The sequence below is a fragment of the Marinobacter sp. EVN1 genome, from assembly GCF_000475375.1.
GTDB lineage: Bacteria > Pseudomonadota > Gammaproteobacteria > Pseudomonadales > Oleiphilaceae > Marinobacter > Marinobacter nauticus.
The window spans coordinates 82,219-108,490 of the sequence record NZ_AXCB01000007.1 but is presented as its reverse complement, the minus strand read 5'-3'; the positions used below and the strand labels follow the sequence as shown (position 1 = coordinate 108,490).

General features: G+C 56.7%; 30 protein-coding genes. 18 read left to right on the top strand and 12 right to left on the bottom strand.

Annotation, left to right across the window (positions count from 1 at the left end; all coding sequences use genetic code 11):
- Positions 1 to 173: 173 nt before the first annotated feature.
- The 6 genes from Q674_RS23985 to Q674_RS23960 all read left to right on the top strand — a co-directional run bounded on the left by Q674_RS23985 (position 174) and on the right by Q674_RS23960 (position 4,709).
- Positions 174 to 602 (top strand): SRPBCC family protein, encoded by a 429-nt coding sequence (locus Q674_RS23985; protein WP_022992924.1) that lies wholly within the window; start codon positions 174 to 176, stop codon positions 600 to 602.
- Between the two features lie 172 nt (positions 603 to 774).
- The gene (locus Q674_RS23980) at positions 775 to 1,575 is read left to right on the top strand and encodes an MBL fold metallo-hydrolase (RefSeq protein ID WP_023007984.1); all 801 of its coding nucleotides are present in this window, start codon (positions 775 to 777) and stop codon (positions 1,573 to 1,575) included.
- Between the two features lie 120 nt (positions 1,576 to 1,695).
- Positions 1,696 to 2,421 (top strand): YebC/PmpR family DNA-binding transcriptional regulator, encoded by a 726-nt coding sequence (locus Q674_RS23975; RefSeq protein WP_023007983.1) that lies wholly within the window; start codon positions 1,696 to 1,698, stop codon positions 2,419 to 2,421.
- Between the two features lie 53 nt (positions 2,422 to 2,474).
- Positions 2,475 to 3,206: a glutamine amidotransferase gene (locus Q674_RS23970; protein WP_023007982.1), complete on the top strand. Its 732-nt coding sequence runs from the start codon at positions 2,475 to 2,477 to the stop codon at positions 3,204 to 3,206.
- 96 nt (positions 3,207 to 3,302) lie between these two features.
- The gene (locus tag Q674_RS23965) at positions 3,303 to 3,704 is read left to right on the top strand and encodes a PA2779 family protein (RefSeq protein ID WP_023007981.1); all 402 of its coding nucleotides are present in this window, start codon (positions 3,303 to 3,305) and stop codon (positions 3,702 to 3,704) included.
- Between the two features lie 6 nt (positions 3,705 to 3,710).
- The gene (locus Q674_RS23960) at positions 3,711 to 4,709 is read left to right on the top strand and encodes a PA2778 family cysteine peptidase (protein ID WP_023007980.1); all 999 of its coding nucleotides are present in this window, start codon (positions 3,711 to 3,713) and stop codon (positions 4,707 to 4,709) included.
- Positions 4,710 to 4,716: 7 nt separating this feature from the next.
- On the opposite strand, the gene Q674_RS23955 is transcribed toward Q674_RS23960, so the two are convergent.
- Positions 4,717 to 5,388 carry a class I SAM-dependent methyltransferase gene (locus tag Q674_RS23955; protein ID WP_051993022.1) on the bottom strand — a complete coding sequence of 224 codons (672 nt, stop codon included), beginning with the start codon at positions 5,386 to 5,388 and terminating at the stop codon, positions 4,717 to 4,719.
- Between the two features lie 196 nt (positions 5,389 to 5,584).
- On the opposite strand from Q674_RS23955, the gene Q674_RS23950 reads away from it, so the two are divergent.
- From Q674_RS23950 to Q674_RS23940, 3 genes are all read left to right on the top strand, one after another.
- The gene (locus tag Q674_RS23950; protein WP_023007978.1) at positions 5,585 to 6,607 is read left to right on the top strand and encodes a helix-turn-helix transcriptional regulator; all 1,023 of its coding nucleotides are present in this window, start codon (positions 5,585 to 5,587) and stop codon (positions 6,605 to 6,607) included.
- A gap of 243 nt (positions 6,608 to 6,850) precedes the next feature.
- Positions 6,851 to 8,665, top strand: coding sequence for a choice-of-anchor D domain-containing protein (locus Q674_RS23945; protein ID WP_023007977.1), 1,815 nt, complete (start codon positions 6,851 to 6,853; stop codon positions 8,663 to 8,665).
- Between the two features lie 98 nt (positions 8,666 to 8,763).
- Positions 8,764 to 9,624 carry a DUF6160 family protein gene (locus Q674_RS23940; protein WP_011785631.1) on the top strand — a complete coding sequence of 287 codons (861 nt, stop codon included), beginning with the start codon at positions 8,764 to 8,766 and terminating at the stop codon, positions 9,622 to 9,624.
- Positions 9,625 to 9,649: 25 nt separating this feature from the next.
- On the opposite strand, the gene Q674_RS23935 is transcribed toward Q674_RS23940, so the two are convergent.
- Complete coding sequence (locus Q674_RS23935) at positions 9,650 to 10,645, bottom strand: CobW family GTP-binding protein (RefSeq protein WP_023007976.1); 996 nt, start codon at positions 10,643 to 10,645, stop codon at positions 9,650 to 9,652.
- A gap of 74 nt (positions 10,646 to 10,719) precedes the next feature.
- Here Q674_RS23935 and thpR point away from each other — a divergent pair, with 74 nt between their 5' ends.
- Positions 10,720 to 11,256, top strand: a complete 537-nt coding sequence (gene thpR, locus Q674_RS23930; protein WP_023007975.1) for an RNA 2',3'-cyclic phosphodiesterase — start codon at positions 10,720 to 10,722, stop codon at positions 11,254 to 11,256.
- Positions 11,257 to 11,260: 4 nt separating this feature from the next.
- Here the strand turns inward: thpR and Q674_RS23925 are convergent, their stop codons facing one another.
- The gene (locus tag Q674_RS23925) at positions 11,261 to 11,485 is read right to left on the bottom strand and encodes a DUF2007 domain-containing protein (RefSeq protein ID WP_011785634.1); all 225 of its coding nucleotides are present in this window, start codon (positions 11,483 to 11,485) and stop codon (positions 11,261 to 11,263) included.
- A gap of 81 nt (positions 11,486 to 11,566) precedes the next feature.
- Here Q674_RS23925 and Q674_RS23920 point away from each other — a divergent pair, with 81 nt between their 5' ends.
- Entirely contained in the window at positions 11,567 to 12,616 is a 1,050-nt protein-coding gene (locus Q674_RS23920; protein ID WP_023007974.1) for an alpha/beta hydrolase, read from the top strand.
- Positions 12,617 to 12,632: 16 nt separating this feature from the next.
- On the opposite strand, the gene Q674_RS23915 is transcribed toward Q674_RS23920, so the two are convergent.
- From Q674_RS23915 to Q674_RS23905, 3 genes are all read right to left on the bottom strand, one after another.
- A complete protein-coding gene (locus tag Q674_RS23915; RefSeq protein ID WP_022992936.1) occupies positions 12,633 to 13,109 on the bottom strand; it encodes a DUF4442 domain-containing protein in 477 nt (158 codons plus the stop codon).
- Positions 13,110 to 13,229: 120 nt separating this feature from the next.
- Complete coding sequence (locus Q674_RS23910) at positions 13,230 to 13,811, bottom strand: CPBP family intramembrane glutamic endopeptidase (RefSeq protein ID WP_023007972.1); 582 nt, start codon at positions 13,809 to 13,811, stop codon at positions 13,230 to 13,232.
- 3 nt (positions 13,812 to 13,814) lie between these two features.
- Positions 13,815 to 14,669 (bottom strand): crotonase/enoyl-CoA hydratase family protein, encoded by an 855-nt coding sequence (locus Q674_RS23905; RefSeq protein ID WP_011785638.1) that lies wholly within the window; start codon positions 14,667 to 14,669, stop codon positions 13,815 to 13,817.
- 71 nt (positions 14,670 to 14,740) lie between these two features.
- Between Q674_RS23905 and Q674_RS23900 the strand changes: the two genes are divergently transcribed.
- On the top strand, positions 14,741 to 15,712 hold the full coding sequence (locus tag Q674_RS23900) for a ribonuclease Z (protein WP_023007971.1): 972 nt from the start codon (positions 14,741 to 14,743) through the stop codon (positions 15,710 to 15,712).
- Here Q674_RS23900 and Q674_RS23895 read toward each other — a convergent pair whose 3' ends face one another.
- Positions 15,713 to 16,036 carry an antibiotic biosynthesis monooxygenase family protein gene (locus Q674_RS23895; protein ID WP_023007970.1) on the bottom strand — a complete coding sequence of 108 codons (324 nt, stop codon included), beginning with the start codon at positions 16,034 to 16,036 and terminating at the stop codon, positions 15,713 to 15,715.
- 85 nt (positions 16,037 to 16,121) lie between these two features.
- Here Q674_RS23895 and Q674_RS23890 point away from each other — a divergent pair, with 85 nt between their 5' ends.
- Positions 16,122 to 16,541: a universal stress protein gene (locus tag Q674_RS23890; RefSeq protein WP_011785641.1), complete on the top strand. Its 420-nt coding sequence runs from the start codon at positions 16,122 to 16,124 to the stop codon at positions 16,539 to 16,541.
- 42 nt (positions 16,542 to 16,583) lie between these two features.
- Positions 16,584 to 17,417 (top strand): zinc-dependent peptidase, encoded by an 834-nt coding sequence (locus tag Q674_RS23885; protein ID WP_014420829.1) that lies wholly within the window; start codon positions 16,584 to 16,586, stop codon positions 17,415 to 17,417.
- A 3-nt stretch (positions 17,418 to 17,420) separates the two neighbouring features.
- On the opposite strand, the gene Q674_RS23880 is transcribed toward Q674_RS23885, so the two are convergent.
- Complete coding sequence (locus Q674_RS23880) at positions 17,421 to 17,654, bottom strand: hypothetical protein (protein WP_023007969.1); 234 nt, start codon at positions 17,652 to 17,654, stop codon at positions 17,421 to 17,423.
- Positions 17,655 to 17,678: 24 nt separating this feature from the next.
- Between Q674_RS23880 and Q674_RS23875 the strand changes: the two genes are divergently transcribed.
- On the top strand, positions 17,679 to 19,871 hold the full coding sequence (locus Q674_RS23875; protein WP_023007968.1) for an OsmC domain/YcaO domain-containing protein: 2,193 nt from the start codon (positions 17,679 to 17,681) through the stop codon (positions 19,869 to 19,871).
- Here the strand turns inward: Q674_RS23875 and Q674_RS23870 are convergent.
- A complete protein-coding gene (locus Q674_RS23870) occupies positions 19,868 to 20,761 on the bottom strand; it encodes a diacylglycerol/lipid kinase family protein (RefSeq protein ID WP_023007967.1) in 894 nt (297 codons plus the stop codon). The genes Q674_RS23875 and Q674_RS23870 overlap by 4 nt on opposite strands.
- Before the next feature lie 82 nt (positions 20,762 to 20,843).
- On the opposite strand from Q674_RS23870, the gene Q674_RS23865 reads away from it, so the two are divergent.
- A complete protein-coding gene (locus Q674_RS23865) occupies positions 20,844 to 21,122 on the top strand; it encodes a SelT/SelW/SelH family protein (RefSeq protein ID WP_014420825.1) in 279 nt (92 codons plus the stop codon).
- 140 nt (positions 21,123 to 21,262) lie between these two features.
- Complete coding sequence (locus tag Q674_RS23860; RefSeq protein WP_023007966.1) at positions 21,263 to 22,006, top strand: class I SAM-dependent DNA methyltransferase; 744 nt, start codon at positions 21,263 to 21,265, stop codon at positions 22,004 to 22,006.
- Positions 22,007 to 22,038: 32 nt separating this feature from the next.
- On the opposite strand, the gene Q674_RS23855 is transcribed toward Q674_RS23860, so the two are convergent.
- Positions 22,039 to 22,542: a copper chaperone PCu(A)C gene (locus Q674_RS23855; protein WP_023007965.1), complete on the bottom strand. Its 504-nt coding sequence runs from the start codon at positions 22,540 to 22,542 to the stop codon at positions 22,039 to 22,041.
- Positions 22,543 to 22,608: 66 nt separating this feature from the next.
- A complete protein-coding gene (locus Q674_RS23850) occupies positions 22,609 to 24,915 on the bottom strand; it encodes a putative bifunctional diguanylate cyclase/phosphodiesterase (protein WP_023007964.1) in 2,307 nt (768 codons plus the stop codon).
- A gap of 236 nt (positions 24,916 to 25,151) precedes the next feature.
- Between Q674_RS23850 and Q674_RS23845 the strand changes: the two genes are divergently transcribed.
- On the top strand, positions 25,152 to 25,871 hold the full coding sequence (locus tag Q674_RS23845; RefSeq protein WP_014420820.1) for a tellurite resistance TerB family protein: 720 nt from the start codon (positions 25,152 to 25,154) through the stop codon (positions 25,869 to 25,871).
- Positions 25,872 to 25,916: 45 nt separating this feature from the next.
- Here the strand turns inward: Q674_RS23845 and Q674_RS23840 are convergent, their stop codons facing one another.
- On the bottom strand, positions 25,917 to 26,255 hold the full coding sequence (locus tag Q674_RS23840) for a zinc ribbon domain-containing protein YjdM (RefSeq protein WP_023007963.1): 339 nt from the start codon (positions 26,253 to 26,255) through the stop codon (positions 25,917 to 25,919).
- Positions 26,256 to 26,272 lie beyond the last annotated feature (17 nt).

The following is a 26,272-nucleotide window of genomic DNA, read 5'->3' as shown; positions in this document are numbered from 1 at the left end:
GAACTGACTCATCCTGAGCAGTCCCGATTATAACCACCAGCCTCCGGAATACCAACCAACAAACCGATGGCCTGTTTTAACCAGTTCTCAGTGATGAAAACCCGCGCCTGCGACTTTTGTTGAACCCGGTGAACGGTTAACCTTGAACACCGTCTAACAACAAGAGCAGCACCATGGCACAGTACACCATTGAAATTGATGAAACTTTCGATGTCCCCAGGCGCAAGGCTTTTGCCGTTTTTGCCGACCACCACCGCTTCGGCAAACTGGTCGGGGCACCGGTCAAGCGTATCAAGGACAGCGACCAGGCAGACCCCAACGGCATTGGCTCGGTTCGCAAGATCGGCATTGGCCCGCTGTCTCTTGAGGAAACCGTACTCGGTTTTGAACCCGACTCTCTGATTGAGTACACCATCAGCAGCATCAGCCCTTTGCGTAATCACCTGGGGCGTATTCTGTTCTCCGATGCAGGCGAAGGAAGAACCCGTATTCAGTACTCCATCCGTTTTGAGGATATTGTGCCGTTTACCGGCAAAGCGGTTCAGGTCGCGCTGGAAAAGGGATTACGCCGTGGTATCAAACGCCTGCCGTCAATGGCGTAAGCCTGTGGGAGCGCAGGCAACAATCGGTAACTTGATGAATATCAGATAATTGACCTGAGGCAACAATTTATATTTGTCAATTCTGTACTCTCCCGCGCAGTTTGCAATATCCGGCCATCGGGCTATAAGTGTGCCTGAAGCCGAAGACCCTACTGCTTTGCGGGAGACAGAAATGGCGGCAGCACCGATTGTTCTCTTCGACAACGGACACCACAAGTGCCTGATGTTCGATTCCCTGGTCACTGGCGAAGGCGTTCAGTCCAACCAGTTCCTGATTGTTGATGGCAAACACGAAGCCCTGATCGACCCCGGCGGAGATCTGACCTACACCCCACTCTCCGTCGCCGCGTCCAAGTACATGAACATCCGCGATATGGACTATGTCTTCGCGTCCCACCAGGACCCGGACATCATCGGCGCCATCGACCGCTGGATTGTCCACACCCGGGCAAAAATCGTTACCTCAAAGCTGTGGGCGCGCTTCTTGCCGCACCTGGTGTCCAGCTACGTCACCAACCAGCTCAGCGGCAGCGTCTACGACCGCATCGTCAGTATTCCTGACGGCGGCGCCAATGTGAGGTTCGGGGAGACTTATCTGCAGTGCCTGCCGGCGCATTTCATGCACTCGGTCGGTAACCTTCAATTCTACGATCCGGTCTCAAAAATCCTGTTCTCAGGTGACCTCGGCGCGTCCATGGGCGGCGAAGACGACCACGAGCCGGTGAAAGATTTCGACAAACACATCCCGAACATGATCGGCTTCCACCGCCGTTACATTGCTTCCAAGAAAGTCTGTCGTCTTTGGGCCAACATGGTTCGAGACATGGACGTGTCGATGATCGTGCCCCAGCATGGCAAACGCTTTGAAGGCCCGGTGATGATTGATCGCTTCCTTAACTGGGTCAGCGATATGGATTGTGGCATTGATCTGGTATCCCAGGACAACTATCGCCAGCCGGTGGAATACGTGTAACAACCCGGTTCCGCAGGGACGCGGAACCACCTCCTGGCAAAAGCTGCGAAATCAGGCCTGTTGCAATCCGCTCAGGTTCAGTAAAATCCGCCTTTTCACTGAACCCTAGAGGCAGCGAATATGGGCAGAGCCTACCAAAACCGCAAAGAATCCATGGCCAAAACGGCCGCCGCGAAAACCAAGGTTTACAGCAAGTACGGCCGCGAGATCTACATGGCCGCCAAGGCTGGTGGCATCGACCCGCAAGCCAACCTTTCCCTGCGCGGGCTGATTGAGCGGGCCAAGAAAGACCAGGTGCCCACCCACGTTATTGAAAAAGCCATCGACAAAGCCAAGGGTGGTGCAGGCGAAGACTATGCGCCGGCCCGCTACGAAGGCTATGGCCCCGGAAACTGCATGGTCATCGTGGACTGCCTGACTGACAACCCGAACCGAACCTTTGGCGATGTTCGCCTGGCGTTCACCAAAACCAAGTGCAAGATCGGCACCCCGGGCGCCGTGGCCCACATGTTTGATCACTGCGCCATCTTTGCATTCGCCGGCCAGGATGAAGAGGCCGTACTGGAAGCCCTGATGGAAGCCGACGTGGACGTTACCGACATCGAAAGCGAAGACGGCAAAATCACGGCATTCACCCCGAACACCGAATACGCCAAAGCCAAACAGGCTCTGGAAGCCGCGTTTGAAGGCATTGAGTTCGATGTGGACGAGATCCAGTTCCTGCCAAAAACCACCACCGTGGTAGAAGGCGACGACATCCCGATGTTCGAGAAATTCCTCGACATGCTGAACGATCTGGACGACGTACAGAACGTATTCCACAACGCAGAACTGCCGCAGGAATAACCTCTGCTGGCAAAAAGTAGTCACAGGGGCGCGACATCGCGGAGGTAGCAGGCGTGGAAAAGCCAAAGGTTATTATCCTGAAAACAGGCTCAACCTACCCGGAGATACGGGATCAGTTTGGTGATTTCGACGCCTGGTTCCTCCGCAACCTCAACGGTGATCTTGACCTTACCGTGCTGGATGCCGTGCAAACACCACCCGCGTCTGCTCCCAGCGACTGGGCTGGTATCGTCATTACCGGCTCGCCGGCAATGGTCAGCGACAAAGCGCACTGGAGCGAAGAAACCGCCCGCTGGATAAAACAGGCAGTCGAGGCCAGGGTTCCACTTCTCGGAGTCTGTTATGGCCACCAGTTGCTGGCCCACGCTATGGGTGGCAAGGCAGACTACCATCCTAAAGGCCGCGAGACCGGCACGCACACCGTGCGATTGCTCGACAGCGCCAGTTCAGACCCCCTGTTCAGTCAGTTGCCGGCAGAATTCCCCGCCCACCTGACCCACAAGCAATCAGCACTTGAGCTCCCTCCGGGCGCTGTACTGCTTGCCAATTCAGCCTTCGAGCCACACCAGGCGTTCCGGGTTGGCGAACATGCCTGGGGCGTGCAGTTTCATCCGGAATTCACCGAAGCCATCATGAAAGCCTACCTCGAAGTCCAATTTCCGGACATCGTCGCCGAAGGCCTGGACGCCCAGAGCCTGCTGCAGGGTGTACGCCCTGCCCCTGATGCCAATCACTTGCTGAAGCTTTTCGCTGAGTACCTGAACGCCCGCGCAATGACCAAATAGTCATGGAACCCGAGCGGCTGTGTGAACGTTTTGTATGTTGAATGAGTACAGATCGCTATCTACTGTACTGGAATACAACAGAGAAAGGAGCCTCACATGAACGGTATCAGAAAGCACTTGAGAAAGTTCTCACTGACCATGGCCGTACTCCTCACGTTTACGACCACCTTCTCCATGTCCGCCAACGCAGGCATGGTGGGTACCGGTGAGTTGATCCAGCAACAGCAGGTCGATCTGGACCGGCAACAACTGCTGGAAATGCTTGAAGATCAGGAAGTGAAGGCAAAACTGCAGCAACTGGGCGTGACAGAAGCCCAGGTTGCGGAGCGCATCCAGAATCTGACGCCGGCCGAACTGGCCGAGTTCGAGCAACAACTGGCCGAAGCACCAACCGGCGAGGGGGTCGTCGGCATCATTGTTCTGTTCCTGGTGGTGTTCATCATAACCGATATGCTCTGCGCGACGGATCTGTTCCCCTTCGTGAAATGCATTCGCTGATTTGTAATGTTGAAAGCGAGCAGGTTTCCTGAACACACTACGGCCGTCATTCTGGCGGCCGTCGTTCTGCTGGCAGGGTGCGCATCCACCCCGGACTGGCCAGATACCACGCCCCGTAGCGCTGAATCAGCAAGCTCTGCCACACTGCTTGAGAGTGTTCCCTTCTATCCGCAAGAAAAATACCAGTGCGGTCCGGCATCGCTGGCCATGATGCTGAACGCACAGGGGCTGGAGACCAATCCGGATATTCTGAAAGAACTGGTCTATCTGCCGGGCAAGGAAGGCTCTCTGCAAGTGGAAATGGTTGCGGGTGCGCGGTCCCACGATATGCTGGTATACCGTTTACCACCAGAGCCCGAGGCAGTTCTCGCCGAGGTTGAAGCTGGCAATCCCGTTCTGATCATGCAGAACCTGCGCCTGGGCTGGTGGCCTCAGTGGCATTTCGCCGTGGTAGTCGGTTACGACACCGAGAGGCAAGTCTTGATTCTGAACACGGACACCCGGCGCCATTATGAAATGCCGTATAAAGTGTTTTACAACACCTGGGCCAAGGCAGACCACTGGGCTACCGTCATTCTGCCACCGGATCGGATACCCGCCACCGGTGAAATGCTTCCATACCTCCGGGCGGCCCACGATCTTGAAACAACAGGCCATACTCTCGCAGCTCAGCAGGCCTACGAAACGGCAATATCAAAGTGGCAAGAGCAGCCAACACCACTCATGGCAAAAGCCAATCTCCAGTACCAGCTAGGGCGTCATCAGAAGGCCGCTGACGGTTTCCTGGAAGTCATCAACAAATTCCCGGAGTTCTCTGAAGGCTGGAACAACCTCGCTATAGCACTGAACGATGCCGGGTGCCCGGCTCAGGCTCGAAAGGCCTCGGCTTGTGCGGCCACGCTGGCACCGGACCGGTTTGAGTCAGCCGGCGATGACATCCTGTCCAAAGGGGCAAATCCGGCGGGATGCCCGGCGATACCCTCCTGTCCATCAGAAACGGATTAACAACCGGTCAAACCGGTTTCCTCAGGAGTACAACATCTTTCGCCGGAATCTCGAGATCCCAGCCGTAGTGCTGCGCCAGCCAGTCAAAGGTGTACTCCCGGTAGAACACCACATGCGTCGGGTCACGCCGGTAGTGCCAGTTGTCAAAACGGTCGTCGTCGGTCTGAAAACAGGTCATGATGCCAAGCAAGCCGCCAGGCCGTAACAGGCGATCCAGCATTTGGAACACCTCGGCCGGCTGGTAAAGGTGTTCGACGACTTCCGTGCAGGTGACAAAGTCATACCGCTGCGTCAACAGCTGGTCGTCGGGATAGAAGAACGGATCGTAAAGAGCCACCGCCAACCCGGCCTCTTCCAGCATCTTCGCTAATGCCGGACCGGGCCCGCAGCCAAAATCCAGGCCACAGGCGCCAGCTTCCATACGTGCCAGTAAGGGCTCCGCGAGTTTGGTGAGAAACCGCCGGTAACCCGGGTCAGACTCGCTATTCTCGTGCAACTCGTAAACGGCCCGCTCCCGGTCCTCAGCCAAACGACACTCCGGGGCCATGACCGTTGCCTGACACAAACCGCAACGAAGATAGCGCTGATCTCCAATCGTCCGAAAAGGCGCCAATTGCCCGGTTCGGCAAACCGGGCAGTGCGCTTGAAGACATTCCTTAGGCTCCGGCTTTTCAATCATGCACTTTCAACCTGACAAAAGTTTCATTGTCATATCCGGCCATGCGGCAGGTTTGTGACCGGCTACGTAAAAGCCCCCCTTTCCCGCTGCCTATACTGCCGCAGAGTAGAGAGGAGCCGGATAGTACCTCTTGAATGATACCAACAGAACAATTCAAGGCTAAGTGCCAGGAAGCCCCCGGCTCAGAGACAGGAACATGGAAACGTCATCCGAACTTGCACTGGAAGTGCCGATCGTCTCGGCTCGCTATGCCCGCCGTTTTGTCCGTTTTATGGAACATCGCGGTGTAAAGCGGCATACCATTCTTGCCAATACCGGCATCACCGACGAAATGCTGAATAACCCGGACGCCAGCTTGTCCATGCATCAGGTCATGGATTTGCTGCGACAGGCGGACTGGCTGATGACCGACGAACGCGCGGCGTTCGAATTTGGCCAACAACTGGACCTGCCCAGTCACGGCCTTCTCGGGTTCGCCATGTTGGGTCAGGAAAATCCGCGACGCCTGGTGAGCATGATCGTCCAATACCTGCGCGTAGGCCTGCCATTGATGGACATGGAACTGGAATCGACCGGCTCCACATTCCGCATCCGGCTGATCGATACCTGGGGCGTGGAGGACTTGAGACCCTGCCTGACCAAAATCTATATGGGCAGCATTCACCGTATCTCATGCCAGGTTTGCAGCAACTTCAACTTCCAGTTTGATTTCCCGTCGTCTGCCTCGCTGGAGGACTGGCAACTCCTGGCCCCTGGATGCGAGTTCGAATTCGAGGCGCCGGTTGCTCAGGTCACCATGCCGTTGAAGGGCTCACCAGCCCCTAAAAGTGAGGCTAACCTGGAGTTTCTGGTAGCCCGTACCCGATGCCATCGAAAACCGGGCAATCTGGAAGCCGACGAGACCGCCATGCAGGTTCGCGAACTGATCATGAGCCAACCCGGCCGCCCCTGCACCACCGAAAACATTGCGCGGCGCCTGGATATCAGCCCGCGCACCCTGCGCCAGCATCTTGCCAGCGCCGGCACATCGTTCAGGGAATTGCGGAACGAAATTCGCGAAAGCTTCGCCACCCTTTATCTGAAAGACACCAACGTACCGTTGGAGTCCATCTCCGAAAAACTGGGGTTCAGTGACCAGGCCGGTTTTACCAAAGCCTATCGATCCTGGACGGGCACAACCCCTGGCGACGTTCGGCGGCAAGCCCGCTCAAAAAAGTGAACACAGCTCACCTTTCGTTTTGACACCGTTCACGGTTTAGACAATCCCTTCGCCTCTCTCCGCTTTGAACAAAAACGGTGCCGCGACAAGCAATGACCCGCGGCACCCTCTCCCCGTCTAATAACGCTGCACTCATACGTGAACACGTATGGCAAAGGGATCTTTGCAAGTCCGATTGAGCAGTCCTTATCGGTGTTGTCTGCAACCCACTACAACAAATAACGACGTACAGAGGACGAACTCATGAAACTCAGGAACCTCAATACGAGTGTCCGCAAGCTCGGCCCCGCGATTGCCGCGGCGGCTTTGATGGCGGGGGGCGCAGGTAATGCGTCTGCCGAGCAGGTTTCCCTGGAACTGGCCTTTGAATGCCCGTTCCCACTGATCGGCACCCAACCCATTCGCGCCCAGATCAGCGCCGACATACCGCCGGTCGCTACCGTTGGACAACCCACACCGCAGTTTCAGGTTGACGCCATTACCGTCGTTAATGACGACGCACGCACTGGTTTGAAGCTGGTCAATTCAGAGACCCTCGAGGGGGTTGCCACCAGCATCAACGAAATCGTGACGGTCAACCGCACGTTTGAACAGATCGTAAAGCTGGACATTCCGCCAACCAACATTCCGTCCGAGACCGGAGAGTTTAACGTTCCCGCTGCAGGCACAGCTCCCGAGGTGCTGTTCACCGATGATGATATCGGTGAGGCTGAGATTCGCGTCGGCTCCCTGTCCCTGGATCTGATTGCTCGCACCGCCAATGGTGACATAGCCCCGGCGCCTATCGGCGAGATCACCACAGACTGCGTGCAGCTTCCAGACCAGGACAACCTGCTCCAGACCGTTCTCGTCGAAGGCGATACGGTTGAGGCGCCCCGCATCAATGTCGGCGTTGAGGAGCTGGCCTTTGGCAACGTTCAGGCCGGTCTGACCGCTACGCAAACCGTTACCATCTCCAACACCGGCAATTCGGAGCTGGGCATCAATGGCATCTCCATTGGTGGCACAGATTCCACAGTGTTCACACAAACCAATAGCTGTACCACCATTGCACCCAGTGCCTCCTGTGATGTCGACGTAACGTTCGCACCATCCACGGAAGGTACCCGCAACGCCACTCTGACTATCCAGTCTACCGACGCCGAAACACCCTCTGTGGACGTTGGACTGACCGGCCGTGGAGTCCTGGCACCGGTTCCCGAAATCGGCGTCAATCCGGAGTCCATCGACCTTGGCCGGATACTCCTGGGTGAATCCGCCAGTGCCGAAGTGACCGTATCCAACAGTGGCAACGCTGCTCTGCAAATCGACAGCATTGCACTGGAAGGCGCGAACGCAGCCGACTTCACCCAGTCGACAGACTGTACCACCGTCGCGGCCGGCGAGAGCTGCGCTGTTCAGGTAGCCTTTACCGCAGCCTCGGTAGGCGTGAGCAACGCCAACCTGGTGATCCGTTCCAGCGATTCCGAGAATCCGGAGATCCAGGTTCCGGTCACTGCCGAAGCGTATGAGCAGACCGGAAATCCGACCCTGGAACTGTTGCTGGGCCTTGAAGGCTCAACCCTGATCAAAGCTACCGGCGGCACACTGCCTCTGACTGGCAGCATTGCCACACTCCTTGATCTTGCTTCTGGCACGTTCGAAGCGGACCTGGATGTTGAGCCAACCTCTGGCAACTTCTCCATCAAACTCCTGTTCAGCAAGATCCACGCATCTGCAAACGTTGAGTTTGAACAGGCTGAAGTAACCACCGGTTCTCTGGTCGACGGCAAGCTGACGGCGAACTCTCACCTGTACGTGAAGGTGCCCAAGGTTGCCATCAAACTGTTCGGCCTGCCGGTGAAGATTGGTGGTGGCGAAGAGTGCCAGACCAGCCAGCCAGTTGATATCCAGCTCACTTCCGTTGAAGGCTCCAACTTCTCGCCTGCCACCGGCGGCACGGTAAGCGGTGTCTATGAGCTGCCGGCACTGGAGAACTGCGGCTTGCTCACAAGCTTGCTGAATCAGTTCATGACAGGCCCGGGCAACACCATCGATCTGGAGCTGACTCCAGAGTAGTAAGAACTTCCGGCAATGCCGGAGGCGGGTCCATGGCCAGCGCGGCTGGCCGTGGACCTCATACGCAGTAAAAACAAAATCAAAAAAGGAACAATGCAATGAAAAGCCTGAAAAGAAATCTGCTAGCACTGGCTATCATCGGCGCGCCGTTTGCCGCGCAGGCAGAACTTAAACCAATCGACGATGCTCAGATGGGCAGCATCACCGGTCAGGCCGGTGTCACCATCGAGCTCGAAACCAAAGTAAACATTGGTGAATTCAGATATACCGATGAAGGCTCTCTCGCCATCAAGGACATCAGCATCGGCGGTGCTGGTGCCGGCTATGAAGATGAGATGTTCAAAGACATCGAGATTGGCAGAAGCCTGGCCTTCAAGGATTACACCGACCTGATCGACAATATCAAGATCGAGATCGACGTTGCCGCGGATGGCGACGCCATCATCAACGTACTGCCAATCACCGCAGCTCCTATCGATTTTGGCGTGACAACCGGTGAATGGAGCCTGCAGGGCAACACAGACTCCACGCTGCTGGCAAGCAACTTTTCAATGAGGGGTATCTTCAACAAGGTCGGCATCACGGTGGATACCGCGACCGACAAGCTGACCCTGGACACAAAGGTCGGTATTTCCGATCTGGATATCGATGTCGACTTCCTCGCGATCGGTATTCGTGACCTGCAGCTCACCAAGAATACCTATCTCGAAAAGGTTGCTGACAAAGCAACTGGCGGCAATGGCCCGACCATTCTGGATGCCGCCGCGGATATCGTTGTGGAGGTCTATAAAGACCAACGCTTCGGCAGCTCGGACGATTCCCTGGCGATTGATCTGCAGCAGTTTGACGCAGACATGAAGATTGGCCAGGTTCTGGTGGGCGGAACCAGCATCGGTTCCCTGACACTGGACAACCTCTCTGTGCAGAACACCCGCATGAGAATCTACGGTCACCAGTAATGCACCGAGGGCCCGTTCCGGGCCCTCACTCTGCCAACCCGGCGGCGCGTTTCATTTCCAGATCCAGATCGTTCTCTGCCAAAGGCTCTGAACTGATCAATTCAATCCGCGATTGTTCTCCCGGCTCACAGGGCTGAACGGTCAACGCACCTTCCACCTGATTGATCACGCGCCAACCATCCAGGGTATGCACGACGGCCTTGAACCGCACCAGACGTTCGTCCATCGCCGTTGCCAGCAGAGACGCCTCAGAGAATTGAATTTCCGGGTGGATGCGCCAGCCCAGGCTGTAATGCCCCTGACCACGGTTGGGCATCCACTGCCATGGCTGCTCGTCCAGAGACGGTGCCGGGGGGCGAAGATCAAGTGCAGCACGCTGTTGATGGGCAGCCGGGCTGGATACCGGCTGACGCTCCATCTCACCGTCCAGCCACCCGGGCGCCAAATGCCCCTGGCTTGTCGTGTAAACGGCACGCTTCGTCAGGGGCAGCGTGGCAATCCAGTCTTCAAACGCCGAGAGTTGCTGTGCCGTGCACAGATCCGATTTGTTGGCGACCAGAATATCGGCAGCTTCGATCTGATCCCGGAACTGCACATTCTCAAGCACCTTCGGGTTCTCGAGCTTGCGTGGATCCACCAGAGTAATCACCGGCCCCAACGCCAGGACATCCTGATAATGCTCTCCGGTCAGGGTATCGAGAATCTGGGAAGGATGACCAAGGCCCGTGGGCTCAATCAGCAGACGATCCGGCTTGGCTCTGGCAATCAGCTGGTTCAGGCCGATCTGCATGGGCAGCCCCGCGACGCAGCACATGCAGCCACCCGGCACCTCGCGCACCACCGCCCCCTCGGTCTCCAGGATGGCACCATCAATGCCCACCTCGCCGAACTCGTTCACCAGTACCGCCCAGGTTTCCCCTTCCGGCTTCTGGCGTAGCAGGTCCAGAATGGCAGTGGTTTTGCCAACGCCAAGAAACCCCAGAATCAGGTTGGTGGGAATCGGTCGGGAAATGCTGGACATAATTCTGGCCTCAAAAACGTTATACTATAACAACATTGACCAGACCGGGCTACGTCCCGACTAAGGAGGAGTTTATGCCAAGACTGTTCTTCGGGCTGGAAATTCCTGAGTCGATCAAGACCAGCCTCTTAACGGTAAAAACTGACATTAACGGTGCCCGCTGGCAAAGCGAAGCCCAGCTTCACCTAACCCTGGCGTTTCTGGGAGAGGTGGAGAGCGAACAGGTAACCCAGGCTCGGGATAACGCCAGAAAGGTGGCCCATACGCCTTTTGAGCTGGAAGCCGCCGGGCTGGGTTGCTTCGGCAAGGAGGAGAGCCCGAAAATCCTCTGGGCGGGGGTCTCTCACGAGGATGAACTGAGGGAACTGCAACGCACCCTTGCCCAAGGGCTCACCAACGACGGCTTCACTCTCCAGAATCCTTCATTCAAACCTCACATCACACTGAGCCGCTTTCGGGCTGGCGCGGGCTCGGTGGCCGAGCTGATCGAGCGTTATCGGAGCACCCGGTTTGGCAGTTGGTCGGTTCAGGACTTTGCGCTGTTTGACAGTACTCCAGGCCAGAGCGGCTCGGTCTATACCGTGCTGGAACGCTATCCGTTAACCACCTGAAGCCTCAGGATTGCTCAAGTCGGTTTGCCTCGTAGTCCTCAATCAAGGCTCTGGCGAGAACCCAGTCTTCGTCAGCGACATGCACGTTGGTAAAGCCGGCTGCGCCGATCTCGCCCAGCGCGCCCTGCAGATAATGTCCGCCTACGTGCGCCTCTATGTGATTGGCCCTCAGCAGGCCAGCAATGATGTGAGCTTCGGTAATATCCCGGGCCCGATAGGCTATTTGCAAAACGGCGCACTCCTATATGCTTAACGCTGTTTCGACTATAGTCGTCCCAATGCCCTGTGTCTCGCGCCCCAAGGATTGTCCATGCTCTGGTTTCTGCTCGCTGTCGTTACTCTTGTTGTCCTGATCACATTGCTGATCTTCCGGGTAAAGGATCTTTCCGAGTACGACGGCCAGGACTGGGTTATGAAGGAGGTTGCTCCAAACCCGGCTCATGATGAGGTCATCGAACGCATCAAGGACATGGGGCGCGCCTCCCGCGGCCTGAAGGGCAAAGCCCGGCTGATCGCCCTCCGCAATCACCTGGATAGCCTGGGTGAAGGCGTGGATATCGAATCGGACATCCGTCATCAGGATCATCCACGTGGCGAATGGATACTGTCGCCCGGGGCCGACCCCCGCCGACGTGTGCTCTATATTCACGGCGGTGCCTGGGCTGCTGGCAGCCCTCGCAGTCACCGGGCGATTACCGACCGTTTTTCCCGGATTGCCAATGCTGCCGTTTTTGCGGTTGATTACCGGCTCATGCCCGAACACCGGTTCATGGATGGCATTCGGGACTGCCGCCAGGCCTATGCATGGCTACTGAATCATGGCCCGGACGGCGAAGCGCCTGTCGACTTCATGGTGGTTGCCGGAGATTCAGCGGGCGGCAGCCATACCCTGTCTCTGCTGGCGTGGATTCGCGACAATGGCCTGCGGCAGGCCGATGCCGCCGTTGCCCTGTCACCCTCCACGGATCTCACGCTGACGGCGCCGAGCAATCGCGAGAATATTCGCACGGACCCACTACTGGGCCCGGTGTTTGGTGGTTTGTCCAAAATCCCGCTGCCCGTGCTGTGGTGGGGAACACTTGCCGCATTCAGAATCTCTCCCACCAACCCGGTTGCATCACCTCTGCGGGGCGAGCTTAACAAGCTGCCACCCGTGCTTATCCACGCAAGCACCACGGAAATGCTGCTGGACAACGCCACGCGTTACGCTGCCAAGGCAAAAGCCCAGGGTTCACCGGTGGAGCTTCACACCTGGCAGAACATGGTGCATGTATGGCACATCTTCACGCCACTTCTCCCTGAGGCAGACGAGGCATTCGACGACATCGCGGCTTTTCTGAAGAAAGTGGAACAACCATAGTGGGCTGGTGCCGGCATTACTCAGCCGGCTTTCGCCTGACGTACAGCACCTTATGGACTCGGGCAACGACCGTTCCTGCTTCATCCACAACGTCGACATACCACTCCGGCAAGTACTTGTCGCCGTCGGCGGTGGCTTCGCGTATTTCCTCGAGACGCGCATCGGTCAGCTCGAAGCGGGCCTTTACCACGCCCTTGCCGGGGCGGATAAAATCAATACTCGCTGACTTGTCCCACACGATGTAATCGTTGCCCAGTCGGCGCATCAGTAACAGCATATACATTGGGTCAACCATGCTGTAGAGAGATCCGCCGAAATGCGTGCCCACGTAGTTGGTGTTGTACCAGTGCTGACGCATTTCCACCGTTGCAGAGCTGAAGTCATCAGCAATGTGAGTGACTTTAATACCCGCCCCCAGGTAAGGGGCGAAAGTAGAGAGCACTCGGCGCAAGGCGCCGGCACTGGCAAACCAGCGGCGAATGGTTGAATTCATAGGAATATCCAAACGGTTGAGAATCAGCCTGAAAACTGTGTAGCTGGCTATCTTCTTACAGCCACACTGCATTTTCAACGAAAATTCATACGGCCGTTTGAATTATTTAGACTGGAAACATCAAGGTTTCACACCGAACCACTGGGGATAGTTCAGCAGGCAGTACAGTGCGAGCATGTCATAAACCGCATGCCAGACCATCACCATGGGCAAGCTGCCCCATACCAGGTAAGCGCCACCAAGAATCAGGCCCAGACACGTCGCTACCAGAAAATAGGTAAACGACACATAGTGCACCAACCCGAACAACACAGAGGCCGCCAGTAAGGCTGTCCAGGGCCCGGTGTGCTGCATTAGCCAGCCCTGCACTGCACCACGAAACAACAGTTCTTCCCCCACCCCGGCGAGCAGGCACAAGGTCAGCAATACCGGCCAGCGATAACTCGCCGCGAAACGGTAAAGGGCCTGCATTTGCGAACCAAGATCATCAGGGAACAGCCAGGAGAGCTGAGTCAGCAGCAATAGCACAAGGTAGGTGGTGCCAGCGCCCAGGATCCCATACAGCAGGATTTCCAGCAGATTCAGGCCGTTCAGCATTAACGGAATATCGAACAGCCAGATCGCGATCCAGCCTACCAAACCAATACCGCCCTGAAACAACAGGGCGGCGGTGGTGGATAGTTTGGCGCGACCTTGGGCCATAACTCAGTTTTCGAACAGGCCCTTGACCGGGAACAGATCGTCGTAGGCGGGCGCCTGTTTCTGGGCCTTGGCCTGGAAGGATTTCATCATGTCCGTGGGGCGGAACATGCCGGACTGCCATGTGGCCATGTAGCGGAGGCTGTCTTCTACGCTGTGATCGCGGCTGAAGTTGATCATTTCCTTGCAGCCGGTCACCGCCAGCGGTGAATTGGCAGCGATCTGGGCGGCAATGGACATCACGCCCTCAAGCATCGCTTCCTGAGTCTCGTATACCGAGTTCACGAAACCCAGGCGATGAGCTTCTTCAGCACCGAATTTGCGGCCCGTGTAAGCCAGCTCACGCACCACGCCCTCAGGCATCAGTTTAGGCAGCCGCTGCAGCGTGCCCACATCAGCTGTCATGCCCAGCTCGGTTTCCTTGATGGTGAAATAGGCATCGGAGGTGCAATACCGGCTGTCAGCAGCGCATACCAGGTCCAGAGCCCCACCAATACAGCCCCCGTGCACGGCAGCCAGCACCGGCAGACGTACTTTCTCAAGAGAGCTCAGAGTATCCTGCAGCTGCAGTACGACTCTTCTCAGGTTCTCCGCCATACGGCCAGGATCACCACTCATGGGCACGGATTTCGGATCCGAGAACACGCCCAGATCCATGCCTGCGGAAAAGTGCTTCCCAGTCGAGGAGATCACAATCACCCGGGCATCGGTATTGGCTTCAATGTCCTGAACGCAGCGCGGCAGCTCCAGCCAGAATGCCTTGTTCATGGTGTTCAGCGCTTCAGGGCGACTGAACTGAACATGGGCGATGTGGTCTTTTACTTCAATATTGAAACTTTCGTAATTGGCGAGTTCAGACATGATGGATCCCGTATCATCTGAGAGCATGGTTTCGTATTATTAGGGAGCACATTACCGCGAAACGAGGCACGATGGAATTCACTTTCCTTGGCACATCGGCCGGAACACCAACCCGGTCACGCAACGTCACCGGCCTGGCCCTTTGCCTGTCGGGGCCCAAACCCTGGTATCTGGTGGACTGCGGTGAAGGCACCCAGCATCAGTTGATGCGCACACGGTATTCGGTGATGCAGTTGCGCGCCATGTTCATCACCCACATCCATGGTGACCACATCTTCGGGCTACCGGGATTGCTTACCAGCGCTTCCATGCTGGGTCGCACCGAGCCTCTGGACATCATTGCGCCGCCACAGGTACGCCGGTTTATCGATGCGGTCATCGAAAACAGTGACTCCAGCCTGAGTTATCCGTTGAACTTCATCAACTCGGAAGCTCCGGATTTTTACTGGCAGGATGACCATTTGGGTGTTACCAACGTGGCGCTTTCACACCGGGTACCATGCCGGGCCTACGTATTCACAGAGCGCAATCTGGAACGACAGCTGCAAAAGGAGAAACTGGTTGCTGATGGCATAGAGCCTGGCCCTCAATGGGGCGACCTGCAGAAAGGCAAAGATGTTCTACTGGATGATGGGCGCCTGCTGCGTAGCGACGATTACACTCACATTCCCAGAACCGCGCGAAAAATCATTGTCGGCGGTGACAACGACACCCCGGAACTGCTGAAAGATGCCTGCCAAAGCACCCACGTCCTGATTCACGAGGCCACCTACACCCAGGATGTCGCAGACCGGGTTGGCCCCTGGCCCCAACACAGCTCGGCGCAGCAGGTGGCCCGGTTCGCACAGGCAACGAAGCTGCCCAATCTGGTACTCACCCACTTCAGCTCCCGATATCAGTCCGCCCCCGGTGGCAGCCCTCACATCAACCAGCTCGCCGCCGAGGCGTTGCAGCATTACAAGGGCCAGCTTTTCCTGGCCCGGGATTTTGACACCTACCGTCTGGAGAAAGACTTCCAGCTACACAAAGTTGACCACAACTAATCAGTCGCTATTCTGGCCTGGCGGCAGTACCACCCATTCAGGATCTTCAAATTCCCCCAAAGGCCGGATCTCAACAAACGGAGCGGCGCTTTTAATGATCTCCGCGATCCTCGGGTCCTTCCGGGCATCCATGGCATCGCGATCGACCTTGCTGTCCCAGCTGGCGATAGCCATCAACTTGTTCGGCTCACCAATCTTTCGGTGTAGTTCGGTACCACGGGCACCGGGCGCCTGCTGAATCAGCTCACTGGCCCGGACCCAGGCATCGGCATACTCCTCGGCAGAGTGCCCGTCTTTCACCTTAACCTCGAAAATATACTTCATCGCCTCCTCCTTATTTGCAGCATCCTGAGGTCATGGTCCAGACTTGAAGAGTACAGATCAAATTCTGACCACAGGAGACGGACGCATGTATCAGAAAATACTGGTTCCCGTCGATCTTGCCCATCTCGACAAGATACCCAAAACCCTGAACACCGCCATCGACATGGCTAAACACTACCAGGCCAGCCTGTGCTACGTGACGGTCACCAACAGTACCCCGGGAGCCGCGGCCCACAACCCGAAGGAACTGGCCGACAAACTCACGGAGTTTGCCGAGGAACAGGGCAAGAGCCACGGCATTCAGACCGAATCCAGGGTGCTGGAATCGGTCGATACCGCCGTTGAGCTGGATAAAATACTACTGGGCGCGATCAAGGATACCAAGGCCGATCTGGTAATCATGGCCTCCCATGCACCGGGCCTCGGCGACACCTTGCACCTTCTGCGGTCTAACGGGGCAGAAATCGTCAAACACAGCGACATTTCGGTTTTCGTGGTTCGCTGAAGCTTGCGGTAGACTGGCCGGACATTCACAGGGAAGTTACCAATGTCCGCACCGCTTGTTTTTGCTGTTATCGCCAGTGCCCTGATTGGCGGCTCGCTATTCTATTTGTTTTTCTACCGCAACTGGCGACGCCGGCGCGAACTGCAACAACCGTTCCCTGCACTCTGGAGGCACCACCTTCAGGAAAATGTGCCGCTCTATAATCGGCTCTCCGACAGCCACAAAACCCGGCTGGAGAATCTGGTTCAGCTCTTTATCTCGGAGAAGGAATTCTACGAATGTGCCGGTTTTGAAATCGATGACCGGGTGCGAGTGACCATTGCCGGCCATGCTTGCCTTTTGCTGCTTGAACGCGGGTTTTACGAATACGATGACGTTAAAAGCATCCTGGTCTATCCCGATATTTACCGGGTACAGGACACCGAAAGCGATGGCCTCGTGGTCAGCACCAGTGACGAAACCCGGGCCGGAGAGGCCTGGTCCCACGGCCGGGTGATTCTGGCCTGGAGCCAGTGTGAACAAGCCATCGCCAATCCTCATGGTCCGCACAACGTGATTCTCCATGAATTCGCCCATCAGTTGGACTACCTGGATGGCACTGCAGACGGCGCACCACCACTGAGTGGCGATGAGGCGGCGCGCTGGCAGGAAACCATGACCGAAGCCTGGGACCACCTGCAGCACAGGCTGGAACACCACCACAAACCCTGGCTTGATCCCTACGGCGCCACCGAACCAGCCGAGTTTTTCGCGGTGCTGACCGAGGCCTTCTATCAACAACCGCAGCACTTGAAGCGTGAACAACCTGACGTCTACGCTGCCCTGTGCCGATTTTACCGGATCGAACCGGAGCACATGCGTGCCTGCCAGTTTTGATGATCAGCCGCCTGGGCCGTTTCCCTTGACACCAAGACGATCCAGGTAAAGATGCAGCTCTTCCTCGCTGATATTCACGTATTCCAGTACCCGGCCATAGAGCATCACGGTAGGTACATTGCGCCCGCCTAACTCCTTCTGGGTTTCGCTCAGGACGTAAAGTATCGTCCGTTCCGTTTTTGTGAGACCATCCCGCGCATCGGGGATTACCTCGTCTACTCCGCGTAAACTGCTCATATTTCTGAATCCGGTAAGCTGCCCATGGAAATCAAAGTCAATTATCTCGACAACCTGAGGCTTGAGGCCAAGTTTGACGATTTTACCGTCGTCTCAGACCAGCCCGTCCGCTACAAAGGCGATGGCTCGGCGCCCGGCCCGTTTGACTACTTCCTGGCCTCATCTGCCATGTGCGCGGCTTACTTCGTAAAGGTTTACTGCAACGCCCGGGATATTCCCACAGATAACATCCGCCTGTCGCAGAACAACATTGTAGACCCGGAAAACCGCTACAAGCAGATTTTCAAGATTCAGGTGGAACTGCCGGAAGACATTTCGGACAAGGACCGCCAGGGCATCATCCGCTCCATCGACCGTTGCACCGTGAAAAAAGTGGTGCAAACCGGCCCGGATTTCCAGATTGAAGTGGTGGAAAACCTGGACGAAGACGCCCAGGCCCTGCTCACCGCCGCCCCGGGCGGCGACGGCAACACCTATATCGAGGGCAAGGATCTGCCGCTGGAGCAGACCATTGCCAACATGACCGGCATCCTCTCGGATCTCGGCATGAAGATCGAGATTGCCTCCTGGCGTAACATCGTGCCCCACGTGTGGTCTCTGCACGTGCGCGACACCGCGGCCCACATGTGCTTCACCAACGGCAAGGGTGCCACCAAGGAAGCCGCCCTGTGTTCGGCCCTGGGTGAGTTTATAGAGCGGCTGAACTGCAACTTCTTCTACAACGACCAGTACTTCGGCCAGGACATCGCCAACAGCGAGTTCGTGCACTACCCGAACGAAAAATGGTTCCAGCCAGGCCCGGAAGGCGAGTTGCCGGACGGCATTCTGGATGACTACTGCCTGAAGATTTTCAATCCGGACGGCGAACTGCTGGGCACGCACCTGTTCGACACCAACTCGGGCACGCCCGAGCGTGGTATCTGCAGCATTCCGTATGTGCGTCAGTCAGACGGAGAGACCGTTTACTTCCCCTCCAACCTGATCGAGAACCTGTACCTGAGCAACGGCATGAGCGCCGGTAATACCCTGCAGGAAGCGCAGGTACAGTGCCTGTCAGAAATCTTCGAACGGGCAGTCAAGAAAGAGATCATTGAGAACGAAATCGCCCTGCCGGATGTTCCCGAGAGCGTGCTGGCCAAGTACCCGGAGATTGTCGAAGGTATAAAAGCCCTGGAAGAACAGGGCTTTCCGGTACTGGTGAAAGATGCCTCCCTGGGCGGTCAGTTCCCGGTGATGTGTGTCACCCTGATGAATCCGAAAACCGGCGGTGTGTTTGCTTCCTTCGGTGCACACCCCAGCTTCCACGTTGCCCTGGAACGCAGTCTGACCGAGCTGCTGCAGGGTCGCAGCTTTGAAGGTCTGAACGACCTGCCGGCGCCCACCTTCAACTCCATGGCGGTGACCGAACCCAATAACTACGTTGAACACTTTATCGATTCCAGTGGTGTGGTGTCCTGGCGGTTCTTCAGCGCCAAATCCGACTACGATTTTGTGGAATGGGATTTTTCCGGCAGCAACGAAGAAGAAGCCGACACCCTGTTCGGCATCCTCGCGGACATGGGCAAGGAATGCTACATGGCGGTGTTCGAAGATCTCGGCGCTCCGGTCTGTCGAATCCTGGTGCCGGGCTATTCCGAGGTGTATCCGGTGGAGGACCTGGTGTGGGACAACACCAACATGGCCCTGGAATTCCGCGAAGACATCCTCAACCTGCACCGTTTGAGTGAAGAAGAACTGGCCGATCTGGTGCAGCGCCTGGAAGAGGCCGAGCTGGATGTGTACATGACCATCGTCACCCTCACCGGCATCGAATTCGATGAAAACACCGTGTGGGGCCAGCTCACCATTCTGGAACTGAAACTGCTGATCTACCTGGCCCTGGGCGAACTGGAAGAGGCCCAGGAGCTGGTGGAGATGTTCCTGCAGTTCAACGACAACACCGTTGAGCGCGGCCTGTTCTACCAGGCTATGAACGCGGCCCTGGAAGCCACGTTGAACGACGAACTGGAGCTGGATGATTACCTCTACAACTTCCGCCGTATGTTTGGCGACCCGGTGATGGATGCGGTGGTCGGGTCTATTGAGGGGTCGGTGCGCTTCTTTGGCCTGGAAGAAACCGGCATGGACCTGCGAGGTCTGGACCGGCACCTGAAGATGATCGAGAGCTACAAGAAGCTGCACGCGGCCAGGGCCCGCAAAGCCGGGCTGTCAGCCTAACCGGCGGGCGCCGGCTCGCCGGTGTGGATCACCTGCTTGCCGATCACCCGGATAGCCTCAGGCCGGCAGGTTGCGCGAAACGGGGTCTTGCCGGCCACGTCGCCATCCACCGTTACCGTCTTGGCGCGGGTGGTTTCTACGTGGCACCACTTGCCCTTGATCTGGATCACGGTGCTGGTCCGGCGCGGCGTCTTGCGGTTCAGGCGCACCATCAGAAATGCAAGTAACAGCTGCGGCAACGGGCGCGGTTTAACGGCTATGACATCCAGCAAGCCATCGTTCGCAGAGGCCTCCGGTATTTCATGGCCGCCACCGAAATAGGCCCCCGTGGCAACCGCAATCGATAGCCAGCGACCACCCAGATTAGAACGATCAGTACGAATATGGGCGTGGAACCCCCGCTGGGCGCCCAGTTGTCGGAACAGTGTGGCCATGTAACTGAATTTTCCAAAAAGCTTTTTGGTGGGTGAACTGGCCTGCCGTGAAGGCAAAGTGCCCAGGCCAATATGGGCCACGTTGAGATAGATGCGGTCATCAAACTCCGCCACATCAATCATCTCGGTGCTACCATCCGCCACCAGACGGGCCACCTCTGCCGGTTCAGACGGAATACCCAGGTTGCGTGCAAAATCGTTAGCGGTTCCCGAAGGCAGAACTGCGAGAGTCGCGCCGGTGCGCAGGCAAAGTCCGGCCACACCGTTCACAGTGCCATCCCCACCCGCGGCCAACAATACGTCGTTGCCAGTCACCAGGCGCAGCCACTGTTCAGATTCATCCAGCCTGCATTCGGTTACGTTCTCGATTCCCTGCTCGCGCAGATGCGGCAACCAGAAATCCGCATCCCGGCAGCCATCACCGGAACCAGGGCTATCCACCAGCCAATACGCCATACCATTCCCTCTGGAGAAAGAAACTGTTCCCTTCATTTGATAGCATGGCTGATCGATTTCTTCATGCAGGAAGCATTACCGTATGGCAACGCGCATTACTCTCCATTACTGCACTGGCTGTAACTGGATGCTGAGATCCGCCTGGATGGCGCAGGAACTGCTGACCACCTTCGACGGCATGGTCGACGAGCTCACATTGAAACCCGGCTCCGGCGGCATCTTTGAAGTCTGGGTAAACGATACCCGAATCTGGTCCCGCAAGGAGCAAGGGGGCTTCCCCGATATCAAGCAACTGAAACAGCTGGTGCGGGATCAGATTGCCCCGGAGCACTCACTGGGGCACTCAGACAAGCCGGTGTAGTACATCTACGAGGGTGGCTACCCGCTCCCGCATCTTTTCGCTACCATACGCCACCCTCAAAACGCCCGCCCGCTGCGCCAGGCCCGTCTGCAGCAGCTGTTCGCCAGAGGTGATCCAGTTGACTCTGCAGAGGCTTTCCCTTGTCCATCAATGCCTTATATACCGACTTGTCGGGCTACTACGATCTGATGTGTGCCGATATCGATTACCCTTCCCAGAGTCTTGGGGTACAGCGGTTACATCAGCTATTCGGCAATGGCGGCAAGCGTTATCTGGATCTGGCTTGTGGTACCGGGCCGCACATCCGGCATTTCCTGAACCTTGGTTACCAGTGCGAAGGGCTGGATATTAATCAGCCCATGCTGGATGTAGCCCAACAGCGTTGCCCGGAAGCCGTCTTCAGTGTTCAGGATATGTGCGAATTCAGGTTTGATAATCCATTTGATCTGATTACCTGCTTCCTGTACTCCATTCATTACAGCGATGGTATCGAGAAGCTGCAGGGCTGTATCGAAAGCGCCCACCGGGCGTTATCAGCCAACGGATTGTTCTGTTTCAATGCCGTAGACAAGACCCGAATCAACAACAATCTGTATGTCTGTCACTCCGCCCGGCACGATGGCAGTGAGTTTACCTTTCGGTCTGGCTGGCATTACGTTGGCGGTGGTGAACGGCAGTCGCTCCGGCTGAGCATTGATCGCACCACCAACGGCATCAGTGAATCCTGGCAGGATGAGCACCCCATGGTAGCACTGAGCTTTCGGGAGCTGGCCACCCTGTTGCAGCCCTGGTTTGACGTGACCATCTTCGAGCACGACTACGAACGCATCTTGCCCTGGGATGGCGAATCCGGAAACGCACTGTTTGTCTGCGTAAAGCGTTGAGCGTTACCGGATTTCGCTATGAAGAATAGTGGTTAGTGCTTCATGCCGGCGTGGTCGTTCATCGCCGGGGCACCGTCAAGGGGGCGCACCATCAGTTCAATATTCAGGTCTTCGGCACCATCAAAATCCAGTCTTACCGGAACTTTCTCGCCCTCAACTAGGGGCTCAGGCAGCCTTTCAAGCATCAGGTGATAACTGTGAGGTTTTAACTCCACGGTTTTGCCGGCGGGTATCAGAAGACCACCATCTACCGGCTGCATACGCATGACACCCTCATGCATGGAAGTTTCGTGAATCGAAACGTTGCCGGCTCTAGGGGTTTCTGCGCCCACCAGGGTGATGGCCTGTTCACTGTGGTTGGTGATCGCCATATAGCCCACACCCATGGGCGTACCCGGCGGTGTTGGCCGACTCCAGGGGTGATTGATCTGTATCGGATGGTTCTTGTGGTCGTTACCGTGTGCGTGATCGGCAGCAAATGCGGCCGGGGCGAACAGGGCTGCGCCCAATGCCAGAGCAATCAGGGGTTGTTTCATTCGGCGTTCCTTGTTTTCTGACAAATATCACTACTGTAGCGGCCGGCTCCGACCACTTCAAAGCCATCAGGAGCGACGAATGGTCGCAGGGGTATCGTTCTGTCTTGCGGTGTCAGTGAGCTTTTGGCCAATGTCTGTCATGGCTACCGGTCGGCTGAAATAGTAGCCCTGGAATCGCAGACAGCCCATGTTGATCAGAGCCTGGGCCTGAGCCTGCTCTTCTACACCCTCAGCGATCAGACTCATGTTGTGGCTGCGGGCGATGGCGACGATGCTGCGCACCATATTGGCGGCTTTTTCATCTTCAACAATACCGTCCACAAAGCTTTTGTCGATTTTAAGCTCATCCAGAGGTAACTGACGCAGCAGGCTGAGGGAAGAATAGCCGGTTCCGAAATCATCCATGGCCAGGCGTATACCGTGGCTTCTCAGGTCGCAGATAGTTTGCAGCACCTGATCGAAATTGCCCATGAACAGCGTTTCGGTAATCTCCAGAACCAGAGAGGACGGCGAGACATCGTGGGTTTTCAGGGCGTTGAGTACTGTATCCACGAAGCCTGGCTGGCAGAACTGAATCACTGAGATGTTGATGGCCAGATCCAGCGGCTGTTGCACCTTGTCTATCAGTTGCCGGAATTCCCTCAGGCTGGTGTCCAGCACGAAGTTACCCAGAGGAATCATCAGACCGCTTTTCTCGGCCACATCCACGAATTCTGCCGGCGAAACGAATCCCAACTCTTCATCCTGCCAGCGCACCAAAGCCTCCAGACCAATGGTATCGCCTGCATCGTTCACCTGCGGTTGGTACACCATATAGAGAGCATGAGAGGCCAGGCCATAGCGCAGCCTCTGTTCCACGTTCAGCCGCCGTAGATAAGCGGTTTCCATTTCTGCCTTGTAGACGCAGACGGCATTCCGGCTTTGTTTGGCCTCATACAACGCCAGGTGGGCACTACGAATCAGCTTGCTGAGGGAGTCTCCGTCTTCGGGGTACCGGGCCACCCCGACACTCGCGCCCACCTGCAGACGAAGCCGGCCCACTTCGAAGATTTGGGCCAGATCTTCTACCAGCGCCCGGCAGGCATCGGTCAACGAGGGGATGTTGGTATTGGGGGTAACGATGGCGAATTCATCGCTCCCGAGCCTCGCCAGATCGTCGTGTCGTTCCGCCAACCGCTCAAGTCTTCGCCCGAATTCCACCAGGGTGTGATCCCCGTACTCCAGCCCAAAGCGGTCATTGATGCCACTGAAGTTATCAATGTTGATCACCACCAGACTGAACGGCCTCGCCTGAGAAAGCCTGCCTTCCAATCGATCCAGGAGCCCGGCGCGGTTTAACAGGCCGGTGAGATCGTCATGTCGAGCCCGGTACAGCAACTCTTCCCGACGCTCTCCCTCGGCACGATCAATAACCCGGAACAACAGGTAGAGCAACCAGGCCCCCAGTACAAAGCCAATCACGTAGGGTACGAGGGTTCCCATAAAATCGCGGTAAAGAGGGGCAAAACGCGTCTCGGACACTGTCCAGATCTGATACCGAGCGTCGAAGGTGGCGGCTGTCAGATAATCTCGCTGGTCGCGGGTCATATGAAAAGAAACCGCCTCCGGACTGGCCATGATATCGGCCATGGTCTTTCCGGTTCCCTCCTCGAAATCACGCCGCTGTGCGCTCAAACGCTCCTCGTTGACCTGCGAGGCAGAATATCGCTCAGGCGTTGCGCCCTCTCGCGACATAAACTGGACGTATTTGTCTGCCTCCCGAAACAGGATGACACTGTCCTCGGGACCATCGTGCAGATCCTGCCCAAGAACTGAACCTTCGGCACCGATCTTCAGTCCGGCCGTCATTACTGCAACCACAGAACCATCATCCGCTCGCAACGCCTTCCGTATCGGGATCAACCAGGCACCGAGCGCATCCATATAATAAGTACGCCCTACTACCATCACATCCGACTCAAGGGCTTGCCTGAAACCTTCTGCGGTACTGGGGTTCTCCAGGAGATTGGGCAGGCGGCTGGTGTCCATATTGGTGCTGATACGAACCAGCGTGCCGTCCGGGCGAGCCAGGCCAAAACCTACGAGGGCCGGGTTAACCGAAAGGATACTGTCCAATAAAGGCATTTCCCTCCGCTCTTCCAGCCGTTCGCCACTGTCGAGGAGTTCGCGCCCCACGACATCAAGCACCAGCTCCTGAGTCCGGAACAGACTATGAACGGATTGGGATATGAGCTCAGCTCTGGACAACTGATGCGCAGTTTCATCAGACAGGGTCTCCTGCCAGCGCTGCTGGAGAGACACCCCTAAAAGCGCAACGCCGACGATTACGATCAGAAAATACAGCGTCCAGATATTGCGTTTCAGAGCCGCCAAGTAGTCAGTCCATTTGTCCCGGTGAATGGGTTAATTTCGCTAACCATGATTATAGGATGACGTTGCAAATACGCACCCTGTTTTGACACAACCTTACCAAAAAAGATGATGCCAAAAGGAACTTTGCCGTCGTTATCCAGACAATCTGTTCATCTGGCGTTCATGCCGGATAGGGTTTACTGAGGCTAGAATCAAAATCAAAGCCAACGGCAACCAGGCGGAAAAGGAGCCAGACAATGAATGTAATGTCCGTGCTGAACCAGATCATGAACCAGGCCCAGGGCGGTCAGTCCCGCCAAGGCAGCCAGGGTGGAACGAACGTAAACCAGATGATGGGCAACCTTGGCAACCAGCTGTCCGGAGGTAAAGGAAGCAGTGGCATTGACGTAAAAAGTCTTCTGGGCGGCGGAGCACTGGGGCTTATGCTGGGCTCCAAGCGCGGCCGGAAAATGGGCGGCAAGGCACTGAAGTATGGCGCCCTGGCCGGCGTCGGCGTACTGGCATGGAAGGCCTATCAAAACTACCAGAGCAACAACCAGGGCCAGGCACAGCCCGCCCCGGTGCAACAGGGCCAACCCCTTGAGCAGTTGCAGGGAGCCGACCAGGAGCGTCGTGGTCTGGAAATTCTCCAGGCCATGATTATGGCCGCCCGTGCCGATGGCCATATCGATGCCAATGAAAGGCAACTACTGACTCAGGAAATCGAGCGACTGGGCCCGGACGACGAACTCCAGGCCTGGATCCAGCAACAATTCGACGCGCCACTGGATGCCAGTGCTCTGGCACACAACGCCGATTCGCCCCAGGCCGCCCGGGAAATCTATGTCGTCAGCGCGGTGATGATTGACGAGCAGAATCCCATGGAGCGCGCCTGGCTGGAACAACTGGCCGGTGCCCTGAAGATAGAACCCAATCTGGCCAGGGAGCTTGAACAACAAGTGCTGGCTGCCAGTTAATCAATCACAGCAGAAGGCACCGGCCACCCCGGTGCCGAATCAGCGTCAGGCCTTCTTAACAAACTCCGACTTGAGCTTCATGGCCCCCACACCATCAATCTTGCAATCAATGTCGTGATCGCCATCCACCAGGCGGATGTTCTTGACCTTGGTTCCCACCTTCACCACCAGGCTGGAACCCTTCACCTTCAAATCCTTGATTACGGTGACGGTATCGCCATCCTGCAGCTCATTGCCATTGGCATCCCGAACCGCCTTGCCTGCTTCAGCCGCTGCCTGCTCGGCCTCCGTCCATTCATGGCCGCACTCCGGGCACACCAGCTGAACGCCATCTTCGTAGGTGTATTCAGAACTGCACTTGGGGCAAGGGGGCAACTGAGACATTATCATTTCCTGTTAAC

Bases quoted from the DNA above. Each gene is read 5' to 3' on its own strand.
- Q674_RS23985 (WP_022992924.1), top strand. From the start codon at position 174: ATGGCACAGTACACCATTGAAATTGATGAAACTTTCGATGTCCCCAGG.
- Q674_RS23980 (WP_023007984.1), top strand. From the start codon at position 775: ATGGCGGCAGCACCGATTGTTCTCTTCGACAACGGACACCACAAGTGC.
- Q674_RS23975 (WP_023007983.1), top strand. From the start codon at position 1,696: ATGGGCAGAGCCTACCAAAACCGCAAAGAATCCATGGCCAAAACGGCC.
- Q674_RS23965 (WP_023007981.1), top strand. From the start codon at position 3,303: ATGAACGGTATCAGAAAGCACTTGAGAAAGTTCTCACTGACCATGGCC.
- Q674_RS23960 (WP_023007980.1), top strand. From the start codon at position 3,711: ATGTTGAAAGCGAGCAGGTTTCCTGAACACACTACGGCCGTCATTCTG.
- Q674_RS23955 (WP_051993022.1), bottom strand. From the start codon at position 5,388: ATGATTGAAAAGCCGGAGCCTAAGGAATGTCTTCAAGCGCACTGCCCG.
- Q674_RS23950 (WP_023007978.1), top strand. From the start codon at position 5,585: ATGGAAACGTCATCCGAACTTGCACTGGAAGTGCCGATCGTCTCGGCT.
- Q674_RS23945 (WP_023007977.1), top strand. From the start codon at position 6,851: ATGAAACTCAGGAACCTCAATACGAGTGTCCGCAAGCTCGGCCCCGCG.
- Q674_RS23940 (WP_011785631.1), top strand. From the start codon at position 8,764: ATGAAAAGCCTGAAAAGAAATCTGCTAGCACTGGCTATCATCGGCGCG.
- Q674_RS23935 (WP_023007976.1), bottom strand. From the start codon at position 10,645: ATGTCCAGCATTTCCCGACCGATTCCCACCAACCTGATTCTGGGGTTT.
- thpR (WP_023007975.1), top strand. From the start codon at position 10,720: ATGCCAAGACTGTTCTTCGGGCTGGAAATTCCTGAGTCGATCAAGACC.
- Q674_RS23920 (WP_023007974.1), top strand. From the start codon at position 11,567: ATGCTCTGGTTTCTGCTCGCTGTCGTTACTCTTGTTGTCCTGATCACA.
- Q674_RS23915 (WP_022992936.1), bottom strand. From the start codon at position 13,109: ATGAATTCAACCATTCGCCGCTGGTTTGCCAGTGCCGGCGCCTTGCGC.
- Q674_RS23910 (WP_023007972.1), bottom strand. From the start codon at position 13,811: ATGGCCCAAGGTCGCGCCAAACTATCCACCACCGCCGCCCTGTTGTTT.
- Q674_RS23905 (WP_011785638.1), bottom strand. From the start codon at position 14,669: ATGTCTGAACTCGCCAATTACGAAAGTTTCAATATTGAAGTAAAAGAC.
- Q674_RS23900 (WP_023007971.1), top strand. From the start codon at position 14,741: ATGGAATTCACTTTCCTTGGCACATCGGCCGGAACACCAACCCGGTCA.
- Q674_RS23895 (WP_023007970.1), bottom strand. From the start codon at position 16,036: ATGAAGTATATTTTCGAGGTTAAGGTGAAAGACGGGCACTCTGCCGAG.
- Q674_RS23890 (WP_011785641.1), top strand. From the start codon at position 16,122: ATGTATCAGAAAATACTGGTTCCCGTCGATCTTGCCCATCTCGACAAG.
- Q674_RS23885 (WP_014420829.1), top strand. From the start codon at position 16,584: ATGTCCGCACCGCTTGTTTTTGCTGTTATCGCCAGTGCCCTGATTGGC.
- Q674_RS23880 (WP_023007969.1), bottom strand. From the start codon at position 17,654: ATGAGCAGTTTACGCGGAGTAGACGAGGTAATCCCCGATGCGCGGGAT.
- Q674_RS23875 (WP_023007968.1), top strand. From the start codon at position 17,679: ATGGAAATCAAAGTCAATTATCTCGACAACCTGAGGCTTGAGGCCAAG.
- Q674_RS23870 (WP_023007967.1), bottom strand. From the start codon at position 20,761: ATGGCGTATTGGCTGGTGGATAGCCCTGGTTCCGGTGATGGCTGCCGG.
- Q674_RS23865 (WP_014420825.1), top strand. From the start codon at position 20,844: ATGGCAACGCGCATTACTCTCCATTACTGCACTGGCTGTAACTGGATG.
- Q674_RS23855 (WP_023007965.1), bottom strand. From the start codon at position 22,542: ATGAAACAACCCCTGATTGCTCTGGCATTGGGCGCAGCCCTGTTCGCC.
- Q674_RS23845 (WP_014420820.1), top strand. From the start codon at position 25,152: ATGAATGTAATGTCCGTGCTGAACCAGATCATGAACCAGGCCCAGGGC.
- Q674_RS23840 (WP_023007963.1), bottom strand. From the start codon at position 26,255: ATGTCTCAGTTGCCCCCTTGCCCCAAGTGCAGTTCTGAATACACCTAC.